Source organism: Paenibacillus mucilaginosus 3016, from assembly GCF_000250655.1.
Taxonomy (GTDB): domain Bacteria; phylum Bacillota; class Bacilli; order Paenibacillales; family NBRC-103111; genus Paenibacillus_G; species Paenibacillus_G mucilaginosus.
This window is the reverse complement of record NC_016935.1, coordinates 2,631,047-2,649,208: the sequence shown is the minus strand read 5'-3', so window position 1 is coordinate 2,649,208 and position 18,162 is coordinate 2,631,047. Positions and strand designations below refer to the sequence as shown.

Annotated in this window: 11 protein-coding genes; 2 read left to right on the top strand and 9 right to left on the bottom strand. The window is 56.1% G+C overall.

Translation table 11 applies throughout. The annotated features are described in order from the left end of the window. Positions 1-178: 178 nt before the first annotated feature. Both PM3016_RS40725 and PM3016_RS11510 read right to left on the bottom strand, forming a co-directional pair. Positions 179-3,286, bottom strand: coding sequence for a rhamnogalacturonan lyase family protein (locus PM3016_RS40725; protein ID WP_014369581.1), 3,108 nt, complete (start codon positions 3,284-3,286; stop codon positions 179-181). A gap of 244 nt (positions 3,287-3,530) precedes the next feature. Next, the gene (locus tag PM3016_RS11510; RefSeq protein ID WP_014369580.1) at positions 3,531-4,388 is read right to left on the bottom strand and encodes an AraC family transcriptional regulator; all 858 of its coding nucleotides are present in this window, start codon (positions 4,386-4,388) and stop codon (positions 3,531-3,533) included. 136 nt (positions 4,389-4,524) lie between these two features. Here PM3016_RS11510 and PM3016_RS11505 point away from each other — a divergent pair, with 136 nt between their 5' ends. Next, a complete protein-coding gene (locus PM3016_RS11505) occupies positions 4,525-5,631 on the top strand; it encodes a glycoside hydrolase family 88/105 protein (protein ID WP_014369579.1) in 1,107 nt (368 codons plus the stop codon). A gap of 46 nt (positions 5,632-5,677) precedes the next feature. Here the strand turns inward: PM3016_RS11505 and PM3016_RS11500 are convergent, their stop codons facing one another. The 7 genes from PM3016_RS11500 to PM3016_RS11470 all read right to left on the bottom strand — a co-directional run bounded on the left by PM3016_RS11500 (position 5,678) and on the right by PM3016_RS11470 (position 16,837). Further along, the gene (locus tag PM3016_RS11500) at positions 5,678-8,158 is read right to left on the bottom strand and encodes a glycosylhydrolase-like jelly roll fold domain-containing protein (protein ID WP_014369578.1); all 2,481 of its coding nucleotides are present in this window, start codon (positions 8,156-8,158) and stop codon (positions 5,678-5,680) included. A gap of 122 nt (positions 8,159-8,280) precedes the next feature. After that, entirely contained in the window at positions 8,281-9,918 is a 1,638-nt protein-coding gene (locus PM3016_RS11495) for a type 2 periplasmic-binding domain-containing protein (RefSeq protein ID WP_014369577.1), read from the bottom strand. Between the two features lie 61 nt (positions 9,919-9,979). Further along, positions 9,980-10,849 carry a carbohydrate ABC transporter permease gene (locus PM3016_RS11490; protein WP_013915714.1) on the bottom strand — a complete coding sequence of 290 codons (870 nt, stop codon included), beginning with the start codon at positions 10,847-10,849 and terminating at the stop codon, positions 9,980-9,982. Between the two features lie 16 nt (positions 10,850-10,865). Continuing rightward, a complete protein-coding gene (locus PM3016_RS11485; protein WP_014369576.1) occupies positions 10,866-11,831 on the bottom strand; it encodes an ABC transporter permease in 966 nt (321 codons plus the stop codon). Positions 11,832-12,152: 321 nt separating this feature from the next. After that, on the bottom strand, positions 12,153-14,489 hold the full coding sequence (locus tag PM3016_RS11480) for a helix-turn-helix domain-containing protein (RefSeq protein WP_014369575.1): 2,337 nt from the start codon (positions 14,487-14,489) through the stop codon (positions 12,153-12,155). 75 nt (positions 14,490-14,564) lie between these two features. After that, positions 14,565-15,602: a glycoside hydrolase family 88/105 protein gene (locus PM3016_RS11475; protein WP_014369574.1), complete on the bottom strand. Its 1,038-nt coding sequence runs from the start codon at positions 15,600-15,602 to the stop codon at positions 14,565-14,567. 134 nt (positions 15,603-15,736) lie between these two features. Next, a complete protein-coding gene (locus tag PM3016_RS11470; RefSeq protein ID WP_014369573.1) occupies positions 15,737-16,837 on the bottom strand; it encodes a rhamnogalacturonan acetylesterase in 1,101 nt (366 codons plus the stop codon). A 347-nt stretch (positions 16,838-17,184) separates the two neighbouring features. Here PM3016_RS11470 and PM3016_RS11465 point away from each other — a divergent pair, with 347 nt between their 5' ends. Beyond that, positions 17,185-18,159: a quinone oxidoreductase family protein gene (locus PM3016_RS11465; protein WP_014369572.1), complete on the top strand. Its 975-nt coding sequence runs from the start codon at positions 17,185-17,187 to the stop codon at positions 18,157-18,159. Positions 18,160-18,162 lie beyond the last annotated feature (3 nt).

The following is an 18,162-nucleotide window of genomic DNA, read 5'->3' as shown; positions in this document are numbered from 1 at the left end:
TTCCTGGTCTTATGCAACAAGAGTAGCACAATATTCGAAGATATTCCCCGCCTTTTCGTGCAAATAAGACATAAACCCCGCATATATTGATACCCTAATCGGTGGTACAGCCTGTTGGGAAATGGGTATAGAGCCATCGAAAAAAACCACACCTGGAGCAGGTGCGGTCTTCCTCTTGTCACTTGGCTGCCGGGAATACAGGGGTATAGAGGTTCGGCCATTCCGGACGCTCCATCTCCGTGCCGAGATAAAATCCGGGGTGCGGCGGCTGGTTATAGCCGGTATTCTGCCAGGCCACGGCCAGCCGGTAAGTCGGGTCGTGCATCAGCGTCACAAGACGGTGCTTGGTGACATCGGTCGTCGAATAGATGCGAAGCTCGGTGCTCTCCACGCTCCGGACCATCACTTCCTCCCGCCAATCGCCGAACAGGTCGGCCTGAAGGGAAGGCGTACCTTTGGTATCGTTATTCGACAGCGTGCCGTCCAGGGTGAGGATATTGTTCAACCGGTTGTTGAGATAATCCCACTTGTCGATCTTCGGCACACCCTGCCGGGTTGGCGTTGTCGTAAAGTTATGGTCGAGCAGTTCTCTGCTCAAATCGCCGTCCCACCAGATTGCGAAGTTCGAGGATGGGATGCTGGAGGCGATCTTCTCGCCCGCCGCCGTGAACAAACCGCCGGTCGCGCTGTTCCACTCCCCGTCAATCGCCCAGACTTCTTCACCGGGATGCCTTGGGTCAATATCGGCGCTCAGTCCGCGGCCCACGTCCAGGCCGATCTGCCGCTGCCCCCACAGCACTCTGCCCGTCTTGGCATCCTTCATTTCCGCCGAATATGCAGCGGAAGTGTTCTCCTGGACCGCCCATTCTTCCAGCCCCAGCCGGTTCGGATCCAGATCGCCTACGTGCATCGCATCCCCGTGGCCGAGCCCCGAGTTCCACAGGCCCTGTCCATTGTCGTCAATCGCAGCCGGTCCGGTAATGATCTCGTCCTTCCCGTCACCGTCGACATCCGCGACAGACAGCTGGTGGTTGCCTTGGCCCTTGTAGGACTCGTTGCCCGGCGTATTCGTATCGAAGGTCCACAGCTTGGTGAGCTTGCCGTCCCTCCAGTTGTACGCCACGAACACCATGCGGGTATAATAGCCCCGCTGCATAATCACACTCGGCCGCTCCCCGTCCAGATAAGCGATGGCCGCACCGAAGCGGTCCCCGCGGTTCCCGTACGAGTCCCCCCAATCGGAGATGCTGCCTCTGGCCGGCTCATAAGCTTCCGTAGCCAGCGCTTTGCCCGTCGCTCCGTCGAATATCGTGTGATATTCCGGCCCGGTGATAATATAACCGCTTGAGTTCCGCCAATCGGCATTCGGATCACCGATCACCTGGCCCTGCCCGTCGACCGTGCCGTCCGCGGTTCGGAAGGTGACTTCGGCTTTGCCGTCCCCATCCAGATCGTAGGCCATGATGTCAAGGTAATGCGCTCCTGCACGGATATTGCGGCCGAGGTCGATCCTCCACAGGAAGGTACCGTCCTGCTTGTAAGCATCTACCAGGGTATGGCCCGTATACCCGCTCTGCGAATTGTCCTTGGAATTCGTCGGGTCCCACTTCAGGATGATTTCATATGCGCCGTCCCCGTCGAGATCGGCCGTCGTGGCGTCGTTCGCCCGGTACGAATACGCCTGCCCGGTTGGCGTAACGCCATCGGCCGGTTTGCGGAGCGGTATACTCAGATTGGCCGAATCCCATACCTTCACGGTTGGGGATTGATTCTGCTCCCTGCCGCCCACTACGGTCCGGACAAAATAAGTAGAACCGCCGGTGCCCTTTTTATCCTCAAAGTTCGTGCTGCCGGTAATCGGGGCGCTGTTCACCTTGATCCCATCGCGGTAGAGGTTGAACGCGGCGTTCTTGGGGTCCGTTCCCAGCAGGCGCCAGCCGACATAGACGCCTCCCGGCTTCTTCATAGCAATCAGACCGCGGTCCAGGCTCTCCATCTGACGGGGTGGGAGCTTCCTAGGCGTTTCCTGAACCGTGACTCCGGACGACTCCGTGCCGTCCGCGTAGTAGCCTTTGACGACGAAGGAGTAAGGCGTGCCGTTCGTCAGACCGCTCACCGTCGAGACGTACGTCCCTTGGGGCACCGTATCGACCAGCGTTAAGCTCCGGTCTCCATTGACTCTATAAATGCGGGCTTCCCGGTAAGTGGGATCGACCGTTTCCTCCCAGCCGATCTTGACCTTCGAATCATCAGGCAGGGTGGATACATGTTTGAGGTTCGGCGATGGCTCCAATCGGGTCACGCCGATCGTATAGGTTCTCGAAATATCCGTGTATACCGCGGAAGCAACGTTCACCGCAATGCTTGTGACCGTATCCGCGAGGGGAACGGACACAGGAGTGCCGCTTGCAGCACCAGTCTCTCCCACCTTCATCGTAACGCCGACCGGATTACCGGCCGTTGGTGTGACGGAAAGCTGAGTCGTAGAATACGGGACATCAAGTGAATACGCTTCCACATTGGGATCAAAGGAAGGAACCAGTTGCGGAGTAAAGCCTTCGGCAGTTAGCTGCAGTCCGCTCAGAGACAGATCGAGTGAAGTAACGCGGACGTTCGTGAGATGGATGGTTCCGCCGTTCGTATTCAGATAGAATCCGAAGCTGCTGACCCTCGTTCTGCTGCTGTAGAACGGTTCATTCCAATCAGCGACGACAGCTCCCGTATGGAGATCCGTAATCGCCGTTCGATACGTTTGTTTCGGGACATTGAACTCGTACTTGAAGCGGTACCAATGCGATGTATCGTAGCTGATCTGATAGGCCGTCGAGTCTCCCCGCTTGATCAGTCCGGAGCTAAGGCTGTAGTTCAGAGCAGCCGCGCCCGTCGCGTTGACCTTGCCGTCCATCACATAGAAGCTTGCTCCCTTGCTGGTAGGGATGTTGGCATCGAACTCCAGAATCATCCCGCCGCTCTGAGCCGCAAACCGCTGCCCCACATAAATCGATCCGGTGGTGTTGTTCGTGAACGATGCGTACGTTCTTCCGGTCACCGTATCCTCAACAACCGTGACCTCAGGCGTATTCCCCTCCTTGGACCAGGCGTTTCCACTTCCTGCGGTCAACGGGCCGGGCGGATAACTGCTGAAATCCTCGTCCACCAGGACGGTGTCCGCAGCAAGCGCAGGCGGGGGAATGACCGGGAGAACAAGCGACACCGTCAACAACACCGCCAAGATCTTCAGCCATTTCGTGCCGCGCGCCCTAAGTGGCTTTGCATGACTATACATTATTCCGATCCTCCTTATCGTGAGCTGGCTTGCACTGCATTTCCGTTATGCTGTTTCCTTGCTGCACTCTCCTTCTCGGCCGCATCTTGAAGGAACAGGCCGACATCCAGACTGCTCTCCCCCTCCTTCCGGGCAAAGTGGTCCTGCCATGAACCGGATACCAGGTACCGCCGACACCTAGATTACCATGATCGGACCACCCGGCAAATAATCATCTGAGATGATTATCTTTCCGTTCATGATCCTACCGTTCAACGGGTTGAACCGGCTCCTTCGCTTTTCTGTAGTATAACGGTGCATGACCGGTTACCGCCTTGAACACCCGGCCGAAATGCGTAATGCTGCCGAAGCCCACTTTCTTGGCAATCAGGTTGACCTTCAGGGTGGAGCGCTCCAGCAGCTTCTTCGCTTCCTTGATCCGGACGCTGTTCACATATTCCACGAAGGTGAAGCCCGTTGCTTCCTTGAAGAATCGGCTCAAGTAATAGGGACTCACGTAGAAGGTATCCGCCAGCAGATTCAGGGACAGTTCATCCATATAGCGGCTGTTGATATACTGCACGATCTCCGAAATTCTCTCATGCATGGGGCTCGGGGACACCAGCGGCTCCATGGTGTTATGCCGGAGCAGCCGGCAGCAGGTGATGAGCAGCTGCAGAACCAGCGTCTGGGCATACATCTCGAATCCGGGCTTCCGCTCCTGCATCTCCTGGATTACACCGTGCACCAGCGCGTCGACTGAAAGCCGGTCATGCAGGGAGCAGGGGACGATCAGGTAATCCTTCTCGAACAGCGGCTGCAGAATCTCGTTATAGCCCCCTGCCGTCATCATATCCTGTTCATGCATATTCACGATAAAGCGCTCATGCATCGGCATCTCCGCATTGGTCGTCCGGTGCAGAATATTCGGAGCGATGATGACGAGATCGCCTTCGCGGATCACCATCGTCCGGTCTTTAATAAAGAATTCTCGCTTCCCGGACATGAGATAGTAAATTTCATAGGTGCTGTGAAAATGGCTGTCCGGCATGTGATGGCTTAACGCCTTCCGGTGGGATACGATGAATGTTCCCCTGTCGTTGTGAAAATGAAGATCCTCCAACGAGAGCCTCTCCTCTCCTTCCGTTCGTTCCTTGATTATACCGCAAAATATAAGAAGAAATAGACGATAACGGCAATAAATGTACATATCCAAGTGCTATGATAGAGCTAAGATCAAAAAGGAGGAAGGAAAATCCATGAACTCATCCGTATCCACGCTGACCCCCATAGAATGGGCCGAGAAGGCCTGCGAGGCGCTTATGGCCAAATTCGAGCCCGAGCTGCTTCCGCCGGACCGGTTCCATTACCATCAGGGCGTCTTCCTGTCCGGGATGGAAAAATGCTGGCGGCAGACTGGGAATCCCAAGTATTACGACTACATTAAAGGCTGGGTGGACAGCCAGGTACTCGCCGACGGCAGCATCAAGAAGTACAAAACCGATGAACTGGACGATATTCAGCCGGGCGTGCTTCTCTTTAACCTGTTCGAGCAAACAGGTGATGAACGATACAAGAAAGCCTTGTACACGCTGGTCCCCCTGTTAAAATCCTGGAGAACCAATCCGTCGGGCGGGTTCTGGCATAAGGGACATTATCCGAATCAAATGTGGCTCGACGGATTATATATGGCCGGGCCGATTGCCGTTCAGTTCGGCAAGACGTTCGGGGAGAGCGAATATTTCGACATGATGACCTATCAGGCTCTCCTGATGGCCAAGCACACCAAGGACCCACGCACCGGGTTACTGTATCACGGCTGGGATGAAACCAAAGAGGCCGCGTGGGCCGACCCTGTGACCGGCCTCGCTCCGGAATTCTGGGGCCGTGCCATCGGCTGGTATCCGGTCGCCCTGCTCGAAATGTTCGAGTACCTGCCGGAGGATCATCAAGACAAAGCCGCGCTGACCGCCATCCTGCAGGATCTGCTCGACGCCCTGACGAAGTTCCAGGACCCGGCGACCGGATTGTGGTATCAGGTGATCGACAAGGGAGACCGTCCGGATAACTGGCTGGAGAATTCCTGCTCCTCCTTGTTCGTGCATGCCATTGCCAAAGCAGTGCGCTTGGGTTACCTGGACGCCAAGTATCTCGAGTACGCCTGGAAAGGATATCAGGGTGTGATCGATACGCTGAAGTTCGACGAGAATGACCGCGTCGTCATCGGCAACATCTGCATCGGCACGGGGATTGGCGATTACGCCCACTACATCGCCCGTCCTACCAGCGAGAATGACCTGCACGGTGCAGGCGCCTTCACCCTCATGTGCGTGGAGATGAGCCAGGCGCAGCCTGCGGGGCAATAAGACGAAAAGCTGAAGCCCGATTCACGGGCTTCAGCTTTTTTTTAGGCTATAGGCTTCCTCTGCGGCCGGAACTTAACAGACGTACCGGTCCGAGCAAACCGGACGGCAGAGACCGGCCGTCGTAACGGTTCGCCAGGCTGTTCGTGACGGATACGCGCAGGATGTTCCATCCTTGCTGCAGCTCGCTCCCCACGTCAAACACATAGGGACTCCACATCCGGACACCCGCTTCCCGGCCGTTCACGGTTAACCGGACCAGCTCGTGTGCGTCCCCCAGATCGAGCTGAAGCTCCTCCCAGCCCGCCGGATCTTCCAGCTCGAAACGTTTCTCATACGTAACCGTCCCGGAGTAATGCGCCATGCCCTCCCAACCGGTCCAGGAGGATAGTGCCGGGAGCTCGCCGGTCCACGGTCCTTCGATCACACGCCAGCCTTCGGATAAGTCTTGAACTTCCTCGGTCTTACCTGGATGCTCATCCGCTGCCGCAGGATTGGAATGAGGATCCACGGCGATGACCAGGCATTCTCTGCGCTCCACGGTGACAGGAACGATCTGGCCTTCCGGGATAGGCTGTATCCCTGCCGGACTGCATTCCCCTGTCCAAGGCCGCCAATATTCCGCATGACCTCTCTGCTTCATCCGAAGCGTTCCCTCGTAACGGGCTTCGCCCTCATTCACGATGACGTAGAAGGGGATGCCGTTCTTCGTCACGCGGCTGATTCGCACTGCATCCGACGCGGGTTCGAGCGAGACCTCTCTTCCGATCCTGCGCTCCAGCACATCGGGAATTTCCTCCGCCCGTTCCACGCGAACCTGACCGATCTCCCTGGTGAATCCGCTGCCTTCTCCCAGCTCGATGACCAGGCCGCCCTGTCCCGCGAACGTCTCCAGCACCTGCCGGCTGTCCGGCGTCAGCCATCTGCCGTCCTCAATCAAGACGGTTTCATAGCGGTAACCGGCAATGCTGAGCGTCCCGTCCTTGCACTCGCAGGAACCGCGCAGAAGGCTTTCCTCCAAGTAGTTGAACTCGATCTGCCCCTCATACAGCGGCTTCACGATCTTCCAGGGCAGATACGCAGCCCCTGCGAGCACCGCAACGTTCGCACCGTTCCTGCTGTCCGTCATGAGCCAGCTCATCCGCTTGATGTACCTCGAGAACCGGGCGTACTCCGGCCACCAGATATTATGCGGCCCGACATCCGGCGGACGTTCGTCCCTGCGTTCTCCCCGGATGGAGTAATAAAAAGCATGCGGGGCGATCAGATTGACGCCGCGGACAAACAGCCAGTCCAGGTACCATTTCATATGGTCCGCACTCAGCGACCAGCCTCCCTCGATCCCGCAGACACCGAAGCATTCGTTCAGATTCCTGCGCTTGCCCCGATGACGCGCGCTGTCGGACGAGCACTTGCCCATCGTACTGTGTACGCCGGTCAGCCCTCTCTCTGTCTCCGGGGCAATATATCTCCACACGACATCCTGACCTGGAATGTGAAAAGGCTCCAGCAGCCCGATGTCGTCACTGCCTGCCGGATGGCCGGTCAACCCGATCCCGTGCGCTTCGCACCAATCGGCGAGCGGCTTGTAGTAGGTTCGGGACAGCCGGCTGCGAACCACGGTCTCAAAGGCTTCGCGGACGCGTTCCGTGTCCTCTCCGGCATCATACCACAGCGCCGCCAGATCCTCTTCCAGGCAGCCGCTCCCGAGAAATTCTCCGATGAGCCCCCGGGTCCAGGGCTTGATCCCCTTCGTATGCCCGCGGCCGAGCAGATCCGGCTCGTCCGTGAACATCGCGATTACCGTGGTGCCAAAGCAGCGGCTGAGCTTCCGGTAATAAGTCTCGTGCGTGAGCCGGATGAAGGTCTGCACCGCCTCCGGGTTCAGCAGGTCGGCGGCTGCGGGCGCATCGGGCTCCCCATCGTCCTGGCCCGGATGAACCCCGCGGATGGTTCCTCCCGAAGGGGTATCGACGAAGAGCAGGACCGACCAGCTGCCGGGGGCTGGAGGCGTGAACCTCACGCGGCCTTGTTCGATCCCGAGCACCAGCGTGAGCTCCGCCTCGATCTCTCCTTCGGCAAGCTTGCGAACCGCCAGCGCCGAGACGACGGTGTCCCCCGGCGGCAGTACCACCGGGATCTCTAAGGGTTCTCCCTCCCGGCACGGGTACTCTCTCAGCTGCAGTCCCCGGCTGGCATAGCCCGGGTTATGCTTTACGACCATCCCGCACGCAGATCCCGAAGGGTACATGCCTTCGTCATACAGGATGACCCGCATGCCGAGCCTGTCGGCTTCGGCCACAGCCGCTTCCACCAGCTCCATATACGCTTCCGACAAATAGGGCATCGAACGCGGAAGCCCCATCCGCGGATGAATCACGAAGCCGTCCACTTCCTTCGAATGAAAATCGTGAATTTGCCGGATGATTTCCTCCCGGGACAGCTCGTCGTTCCAGAACCAGAACGGAATCGGGCTGTACTCCGCAGGGGGAGCGGCGAACTGCCTCTTCATAACATCGAATTCGTGCATACCTTGTACCTCGTTATCCTGGATTGTTTGCTGATTCCCATCATGCACGGATCTTGATTCATACAAAGAGAGAACCGCCGGATCTCCCTGAACGGTTCCCCCGGCGATTCTCCAATTCTCTCTTACCGCTTCTGGGAACGGGCGTAAGCATCCTCATAGATCTTGACCACTTGGTCGATTCCCATCGATTGAATCGTTTGGGTGAATTTGTCGTACTCGGAGAGCGGGATCTTCCCTGTCACGAACTTGGTCATCATCTCGTTCACATACGTCGTGATCGGGTTCAGGACGGAAGCGCGGATGCGGGACTCGTCTTCCGTGAACCGCAGATAGGTAGGAAGCGCAAGGGAATCATCGGCTTTCATCCATGCCTCATTCGCCTCCTTCTGCCCCGGGAAGGACATCAGGGCGTCCAGATACCGGCCGTCCTGGTTCATCGGACCGTCCATGACCGAGAGCGCGTAGGAGGCAAGCGCCTGGTCATAAGTCAGCTTCGGATGCTTCAGGATGGTATCCGTGAATTTGACCGCATCGCCTTCCTTCGTATAGCTTTCTCCTTCAATGCCGAAGTTGAACAGTTCATGCCCCTGCGGGCTGTAGTTGAAGTCCATCCACTGCACGATGTATTTGATCTTGTCTTCCTCTGCGGAAGACGTTATCGCTTCCCCGTACGACAGCACCTTCATGTCCAGGTCGTCCTTGGAATACGGCTTCCCTGCAGGTCCGATCGGCTGCGGCACCCCCGTCAGATTGAACTGGGGATTCGTATCCTTCATCAGGTTCATGTATTTCCCGATCCCGCTGAAGACGCCTGCGCCGAACGTACCGGCCAGATGGTTCGTTATTTTATAATCGATCGCCTTGCCGTCATTGGTGATGATTTCCGGGTCAATGAGCCCTTCGCCATACCATTTGACCATGGTCTCCAGGAACGTCTTATATTCGGGCTGCAGCGGTCCGTAGACGACTTTGCCGTCTTTGAACTGCAGGCCGCCGATGACGCCGAAGGCCGGAGCAAACTCGTGGAGCCTGTTCAGGCTGCCGGCGCTCGAGCCGGTATACGGAAGCTCGTCCTTCTTCCCGTTTCCGTTGGGATCGTTCTCCCGGAATGCCTTCAGCACGGTATACCACTCGTCAATGGTCGTCGGCACTTTCAGCCCGAGCTTGTCCAGCCAGTCCTTCCGGATAATCTGGCCCGCGGTGGCATTGAGCTTTCTGCCCTCCGAACGGATGTAGGGGAACATATAGATCGTCCCGTCGTCCAGCGAGATCTGCTTCTTGATGTCCGGATCGGACTCGATCAGCTTCTTCAGGTTCGGCGCATAATGATCGATGTATTCGTTCAGACGGATGATCCGGCCGTCTGCCAGCATCTTCTCCGGACCGCCCACCGCGTCATACCAGTTATAATAAATGACGTCCGGCATGTCGTTCGTAGCCACAAGCAGGTTGAACTGGTCCTTCTGCTGTCCGAGCGGCGGATGCGTCCATTTGACCTGGATGCCCGTCAGTTCTTCCTTCTTCTTGTACGCTGCGATTCCGCCGAAATTCTGCAGCGATGCCGTTACCTTGGCGTCGTTGGCCCGCCAGTACTCTATCGTGACCGGTTCCTTCGTAATCGGCAGCGGAATCGAGGTGAGCTTCTCCCCCTCGATTGGCGTGGAATTCGTGCCCGCTTCCCCGCCTTTGTCCGCGCATCCGGTCAGGGTGCCTGCGGTTAATACGGTGCTGCAGGCGATCAGCATCAGCTTTTTCTTCATGTACAACATCCTCTCCATCTTGGTGTTTACGTGCCCGATTAGAGTTCCATGTGTTGCTCGATTATTGTTTAACAGCGCCGACTAAAGCCCCTTGGACAAAATACTTCTGGATGAACGGATACACCATAACGATCGGAAGCGTGGAGATGATAATGGTGGCATACTTGATGTTCTCGCCGATGGCATAGCCCGTATCCGCCCCGGGGCCCATGGACTCCATGCTGCTGCTGAGCAGGATGTCTCTCAGCACGATCTGAATCGGATATAATCCCTGATCCCGCAGATACAAGAGAGGTCCCATATATTCATTCCAATGGTCCACCGCGTAATACAGGGTCATCACCGCGAGAATGGCCTTGGAGACCGGCAGCACAATCCGGAACAGAATCGTAAAGTCGTTGGCGCCGTCCAGCCTCGCCGATTCGATCATCTCATTGGGGATACTCTCGAAATTCGTCTTCATGATAATAAAGTAGAAGGTGCTGATCGCCGCGGGAAGGATAAGTGCCATCCGGCTGTCGACCAGCCCCAGATTCTGCACGAGCAGGAACGTAGGGATCATGCCTCCGCCGAAAAACATGGTGAAGGTGATGAGCTTCATCATGAACTTGCGGCCGTACAGATCCGCTCTCGAAAGCGCATAAGCCGCAAGCGAGGTCATCAGCAGATTCACGGCCGTGCCGACCGTGACATAAAACAACGTATTGATATACCCGCTGTATACCTTCGGGTTCTGCAGCACCTGCTTGTAAGCCTCGAGCTGGAAGCCTTCGGGCAGGAACATAAAGGATCGGTTGCGCAGCAGCGCATCCGGATCGCTGACGGAGGAGTTGAAGATATAAAGCATGGGATAGACCGAGATGAAAATGACCAGCAGAAGAAGCAGCGTGTTCAACCCGTCAAATATGCGTTCGCCAACCGTTGGTTTCATAGCCTCTTGGTCCCCCCTACCACAGACTCGACGAATTGGCTTTGCGGCTGATGGCGTTCGCGATCACGAGGAACGCAAAGTTGATGACGCCGTTAAACAAGCCGATGGCCGTCGAATACGTATAGTTCGCTTCCAGCACACCCGAACGGTACACGAACGTGGATATCACGTCGGATACTTCGTAGGTGGAGGCGGTTTGCATCAGCAAAATCTTCTGAAAGTCCGCGTTCATGACGGCGCCGAGGCGCAGGATCAGCATGATGATCATGGTCGGCATGATGCCCGGTATCGTGACGTGAAGCAGCTGCTTCCACCGGCCGGCACCATCCATCTTGGCCGCTTCGTAGAGCTGGGAATCGATATTCGCCAGTGCCGCCAGGAAGATAATGGAGGCCCATCCCGCTCCCTGCCAGATATTCGATAAGACATACATCGGCCGGAACATGTCCGCTTCCGTGAAGAACATGATCGGCTGGAGACTGAAGAACGAACGGATGATGTTGAACAGGCCGCCGTCCAGCGCGGAGAACGCGTTGAGCATCCCCACGACAACCACGACCGAGATAAAGTGCGGCAGATAGCTTACGGTTTGTACCGTGCTTTTGAACCACTTATGCCTCACTTCATTGAGCAGCAGAGCCAGAATGATCGGAGCCGGAAACCCGAATACGATGCTGAGCATGCTCAGGATCACCGTATTGCGAAGCAGTCTCCAAAAGTAGAAGCTGTTGAAAAAAGAAGTGAAGTTGTCAAAGCCGACCCACGTCCCCGCAAGAATGCCTTTGACCGGACTGTAGCTCTTCTGAAATGCCATCAGCAGACCGTACATCGGTCCGTAATGGAAGATCAGGTAGTAAGCGAGCACAGGCACCAGCATCAGGTACAGATACTTGTTCCGGATCCATTCCTTCTTCAAAAAGGCAAACCTGCCTTTGGGGGCGGCGATGCCTTTCGCCGTTATAACCTCATGTCTTACATCCACTGTTTCTAACCTCCCGTTGACAAGCTGGTAGTCGCCTTGCTGGTTCCCAGATTATCACGCGGGGGCTTCCCCGAAAATAATCAGATGATTTGATTATGGGTCCTGGAGGCACTGAAGGGCTCCAAGCTGCAATCATCCGAGATGACTAGGCCCAGGGGGAGAAACAAGGAAGGCTGATCCCGACCACCCGATCGGAATCAGCCTCAGTTCGGACACGGGGCCGGGCGGAGCTGCTCCCGGTCATCGGCAGCCGGCTTACCTCCAGCCTGCTGAACGGCACTTCGTTTGGAGGGATGCGCTTCCACAACGCCAACGCTCCCTTTACTTATTCACCCCTTGAGCCGCCTTCTGTTCCGGCTTCTCTTTCGCATGGCGTGTCCGGTATTCCCCCGGGGTCATGCCGTTCATCTTTTTGAACACCCGGATGAAATTCTGTGAGTTATTGTAGCGGAGCTTTTCGGCAATGTCGGATATTTTGAAATCCGTCGTCTCCAGCAGCTCTCTCGCCTTCTCCATGCGCAGCGCAATCAAATATTCGGAGAAAAACATCCCGACCTCCACCTTGAACAAGTGGCTGAATTGGGATACCGGGATGGAGATCATGGACGCAAGCTGCGGCATGGACAGGTCCGTATCATAGTGCTCATGCATATAATCCAGGGCCTTCTGGATGGTGCTGTGGTTGCGGCTGGCCGTTCTCGTATTGATGTGCCCGACCATCGGCGGATAGACCTCCGCCTTCAGCCAGCCCACGATTTTGTCCGAAGTATTCAGTTCATTCAGCCGCTCGTAGAGATTGTAGTCATGAACCCGGGTACTGTTCGGATCGATCTCGTACAATCCCCGGAGGGAAGCGGCGATGAGCTGAATGAACGACTGGCGGACATGCTCATGGCTCACGATCTCCGCCCTCAGCGCCTGCGCGAAATCGTCCAGCAGCGTGCTGATCTTGTCCATATTCGCCAGCTTCAGACAGGTCAGAAGCTGCTGCTCGAGGTCATAAGGATACGCGAACGAGGAGGTCTCCGCCTTGATCTGCCCGACGAACAGGACCCTTCCGCTGCCTTCGACGAGCTGGTACTTCAATGCCTCCAGCGCTTCCCCGTAGGAGGTCCTTACCTGTCCGAGCCCTTCGTAGCTGCGCCCGATCCCTATGGTTACCGTAATATGAAGCAGACTTTCCGCCACGCTGCGGATCTCCTCGGCCACCAGGAACGACTTCGTCTTGAGATCGGCCAGCGACGGTTCTTCCGCGTCATGATTGATGAGAATGGCAATATGCCCGTTATGCATCCGGATCACCAGTCCCTCGGCATGATGACTGATCATCTCTTTGGAAATGTTAATCACGGCATAATGAAAGAGGTTGGAATCCTGCTCCGTATGTCCGCGAGTGTTGTCGAGTTCAATACAAAGAACGGTATAATAGGCATGCTGCACCGGGATGTTATAGTATTCCGCACGTTCGATCATGCTGCTGTGGAACGGCTCGGTCAGCAGGTTCTGAATAAAGTTGGCACGCAGCAGCGGCATCGACTCCTGAATCTGTTCCCTGAGAATTTCGTTATTCTCATGCAGCGAGTCGAAATAATGCCGGATCACCGCGAATTCATTCTGGCTGTGAGGCGCTTCCGCCAGCCCGCCCTTGTTCTTGATGAGATCCATCAAGGACTGCAGGGCACGGTACCACCGTTTGGATAGCACCCCGGTCGCCGTTACGCTGATCAATACAAGCAGGAGACAGATGAGGAACGTCGTTTGCTTGATTTTTTGCAGATGCTGAGTCAGATCGCTGTAGGGGATCATCGTGACATACTTCCAGCCGTTATAATTCGACTTCAAATAATTGATGGACATGGGGCTTCCATCGACCTGCTCCGTCATGAGCATCTCGCGCTCATCGGAATTCATCAGCTCCTGAAAAAATGGATACTGCGCGAGCGGGTTCTGCAGAAGACTGCTGGAGCCATCCGCAAATACGTTGCCGCTCGGGGTGACGATCACGAGCTCTCTGGAGCCCAGTTTCATGTTGCTGAACACGCGGAAGAAAGCCGTGTCGTTCAAATTGACGATCAAATAGCCTGCCGGCGTTTGGCCCGAGGTATTGATCCGCCGCACGAACGTCACCTGGTGGAAGCCATCCCGGACGAGCTCCGACTCCAGCTTATGATCAAGCCAGACTTTGGAGGGATTCAGACTGACGGCCTCCCTTACATACTCCGGCAGCACCTCTTCCCCCACCAGGCCCCGGTTCGGCGACACGACAAGATGCTGATCCGGCCGGTAGAGGTAGACCGCGTCTATATCCTCGATCAATACCTGTATGGAATTGAGAAGGGTCATCGTCAGCCCCAGGGTCTCAAAATCCTCTTCCGGATTCGATAAGGAAACAAACCGCGAAAGCGTCGGATTCACGGCGTTCTGAAGGGCTATCTTCTCGAGCGTGATCAATTTCTCGTCGATCCGCTGCTGGATCTGCAGCATCGTCTGCCGGTTGGCCTCCCGGATCTCCTCGATAAATCGGCCGCTTGCGGTGAAGTAGGCTACGGCTCCCATGATCAAGACCGGAACCGTGGCAAGCAGCGAAGCGATAATCAGCACTTTTCTGAGCTCAGGTTTGGATCCGGATGCCAAAGGTGTCCACAGTTTGCTGAGCATGGTTCTCCCCACCTATCTCTGATGACAAAATGAGGAAGAACCACCTGGATCCCCGGGTGATTCTTCCCGCCGAAACTATATCGCGCTGACCAGCTCCCTGTTCTGGAGCAGGGCCACCAGATAGGCCAGTGTCAACCCCTGCCCCCAGCCTTGAACCCTTTTCTTCGAAATGACCTTGTAATCATCCGCGGAATACATGACCGCCGTACCGGCCGAGACATTCCGGACCGAACCGTCTTCGTCGATATTGGCCAGGATGCCCTTATAGGCCTTGGCCATGTAATTCTGATGCAGCGGATGGGCATAGATGGTCATCGCCGCAGCAATGCCCGCGGAGGCCGAAGTCTCCTCATACGAGGTTTCATCGTTCAGTACCGTCCGCCACAGCCCGTCAGGGGTCTGCAGTCGGACGAGGGCGCTCAATTGGTCGCCGAGGGCCCCGCCGAGCTGCATCCACATCGGCATGAAGGGGTTCAGCATCTTGTGCGCCTGCGCCATCGTATAAGCGGCCCACGCATTGGCACGCCCCCAATAAATGCCCGAGAGATGGTCTTGTCTTACATTATCCCAGGCATGATAGAACAGATTCGTCTTCGTATCCTGCAAATATTCTTCGTGCCAATAGAATTGGTTGAGGGCATCCTCGATATATTCCTTGTTGTCGAGCTTAAAGCCAAGGCGAAGGAGAAAATAGGCCGCCATGAACAGCGTATCCGCCCACGCCTGCTCCGGAAAGTCATTCTTGGAGGATACCGTGTGCTGGAATACGCCTTCGCCGAACCGGATCGCATCCTTGCGCAGGTACTCGGCCTTCATGAGAGCCAGATCCAGGTACTTGGCGTCGCCTGTGGCTTCATGCAGGGTCAGCATGGTGTGTCCCATGGCGCACGAATTGACCATAAGGGTCGGCAGCCCAAGCTCCAGATATTCATCCACCCACTTCACCAGAAAATCAATATACTCCTGGTTGCGGGTGACTTCCCAGGCTTTACTAATGCCGTAATAAGCCACCCCGCAGGACCAGTTCCATGTAAAATCCATATTCATCGTTCTGCGGACAACCCGGTCAAGCAGCTCCTTTACTTCTTGCTCATCGCATTCGAACTTTCGCATTCCATCCATCTCCCGTTGTCCTGGGCTATCCAGGATATGTATTCATCTAGGCCCTCGGTATGCTGATGCGTCTCGGATTGCTGTCTACCCGGGGCAGACTCTGTCTACTATTCTACCATCCGGCGGCTGGCGATTCACCTAAGAAACATGACCAGAGATTGAAGGTTCCTCTCCCGGATGCCTTCCACCACCAATTCGGCGATCCGGAGACTGCCGCGCTCCTGGAAGTGGGTGTTATCCTGAATGCCGCCTGCATAGTTCATCCATTCCCCCGGCCCGCCCCAGAGGAAGATGGACTTTGTCCCTTCCGGGCCCAGCTCTTCGAACAGCCGCCTGCTCTTCTCGGCCAGATCGATAAGCGCAACCGCTTCCTCTTCCGCCAGCTGCCTCACGGCGTCAAGATACGCGTCATGGGTGTTCTTGAGCTTCCCCGAATCATCGAAGTAGCGGCGGTGCACGGAAGTGACGAGCACCGGCACGGCTTTCCTGGAACGCGCGGCATCGATATACCTGCGCAGATGCTCCGGGTAGGTGGTCGCAGGGTCGGTATGACGCGGCTCATCCCACTTCTGGTCGTTATGCCCGAATTGAATGAACAGGTAGTCCCCTTCCTTCAGCTCCTCCTCTATCGCAGCCAGACGTCCCTCCGCTATAAAACTCTTGGAGCTGCGCCCGCCCGCAGCGTGATTGGCGACCGCCACGTCGTGCCTGAAAAAGCACGGCAGCATCTGCCCCCAGCCGGAGAAGGGAAACCCCTTCCCGCTCGAATCCGTAACCGTGGAATCCCCCGCAAGAAACAGCGTAATCTGCTCTCCGGACGGCGTAATCTCCAGGGCATTGATGCGCGGGGCGATGCCGCTGAAGCTGAGCTTGAGCTGCCCTCCCCGCACGTTCACAGCAAACTGCTCGAATGCATATTGACCCGCCACCGTGCGGATCTCCCGAAGCACGAGCCGCTCTCCGTTGGTCTTCACCGTGGTGCAGGTCGGTGCCCAGGCATCGCCCGCCGTCAAGCTGACGAGATAATTGCCATCCTTCACATCGACCGCGAAAGCGGCGCCAAACGGGATGCAGAAGTCCCCGGTCAGCGGCTGCTCTTCCCTCCTTCGGTAAGTGATACCCAAGCCATCGACAAAGCCGTACCCCTTCTCCGAATCGTAAAGATCCGCTTCGGTTACCTTGGTATATCCGTTCTCTACGGCGCCCCCCGGACCAAAATCAAACCGCAAACTCATCCCCGTCTCCTCCGCACATCCTGCGTTGTAGTGGAAAGCGGCATGCCCCATAGAACCATGGCATGCCGCGGTCTTTCATGATGTTGAAGCTCTTGGCATTGCGCTCCCAGCTTATCACACCAGGCGCCGACCGGAAATAATCATATCAAATGATTATGACGGATACCGGGTTTGCTTGCTTTATTGCTTCCCGAAACACATCAATAATCCTACTTTTTCCAAATAATCCAATCGCGTTACATCTTTTATATCTTTCTGTCCGGATGCGTTAACCATGACAGCACTTGTCGTATTATGATGATAAGCTCGTTTTGCATGATCAACATATCTATATAGAGGAGGCAGTCATGAATAGGGATCGAGCTGCTATGAAAGCTGCAGTTCTTCACAGATTTGGCGGTCCGGAAGAATTGACACTACAGGAGATCGATGTGCCTGAGATTGGACCGGAGGACGTATTGATTCAAGTTGCTTACGCCGGTGTCGGAGAGTGGGACGCCTTCGAACGTCAAGGCGGATACGCAGCGATGCTGGGCTTGAACACGGAATTTCCCTACATTCTCGGTTCTGAAGGTGCCGGCACGGTTGTCGCTCGAGGGGAGAAGGTATCGAATGTGAATGTGGGAGACCCGGTCTACGCTCCGGCTTTTCTGAATCCCCATGGCGGCTTCTATGCTGAGTACGCTGCCGTCGAATCGAAATATGTGTCCCGTATACCCGAAGGACTTACCAAACAAGAAGCGGCGGTGATATCAGGTGTCGGAATTACGGCACTGCGCGGGCTGGAGGATGTGCTTCAGCTGCGGCAAGGAGAGTCTGTTCTGATCTTCGGCGCCAGCGGCGGAGTTGGACATATTGCCGTGCAGTTGGCGAAGGCTATGGGGGCTCATGTATTCGCGGTTGCTTCGGGTGATGACGGCGCAGCGTTCATGAAGAAGCTTGGCTGCGATGCTGCTGTAAACGGCAAGGCTGTGGATATCACTTCGATGGCAAGAAAATTTTCGCCCTCCGGATTCGATGCGGCTCTTTTTACCGCAGGGGGTGAGGCGGCCGATGCTTCTGTCCGCTGTCTCCGTGATGGCGGACGACTCGCCTATCCGAATGGGATACACCCTGAGCTGCGGATCCCCCCTGGAATCACAGCTGCAGGATATAACGGCGATCCAGACCCCGAGATTATTGCCCGACTTCACCGTTATATTTTACAAAGAAAGTTAACCGTTCAGATCAGTCAAATGTTTGCTCTTAAGGATGCCGATAAGGCTCATACCGCCCTCCATCATCATTACTTAGGGAAAATAGGCCTAGAGGTGAATCCATAACGA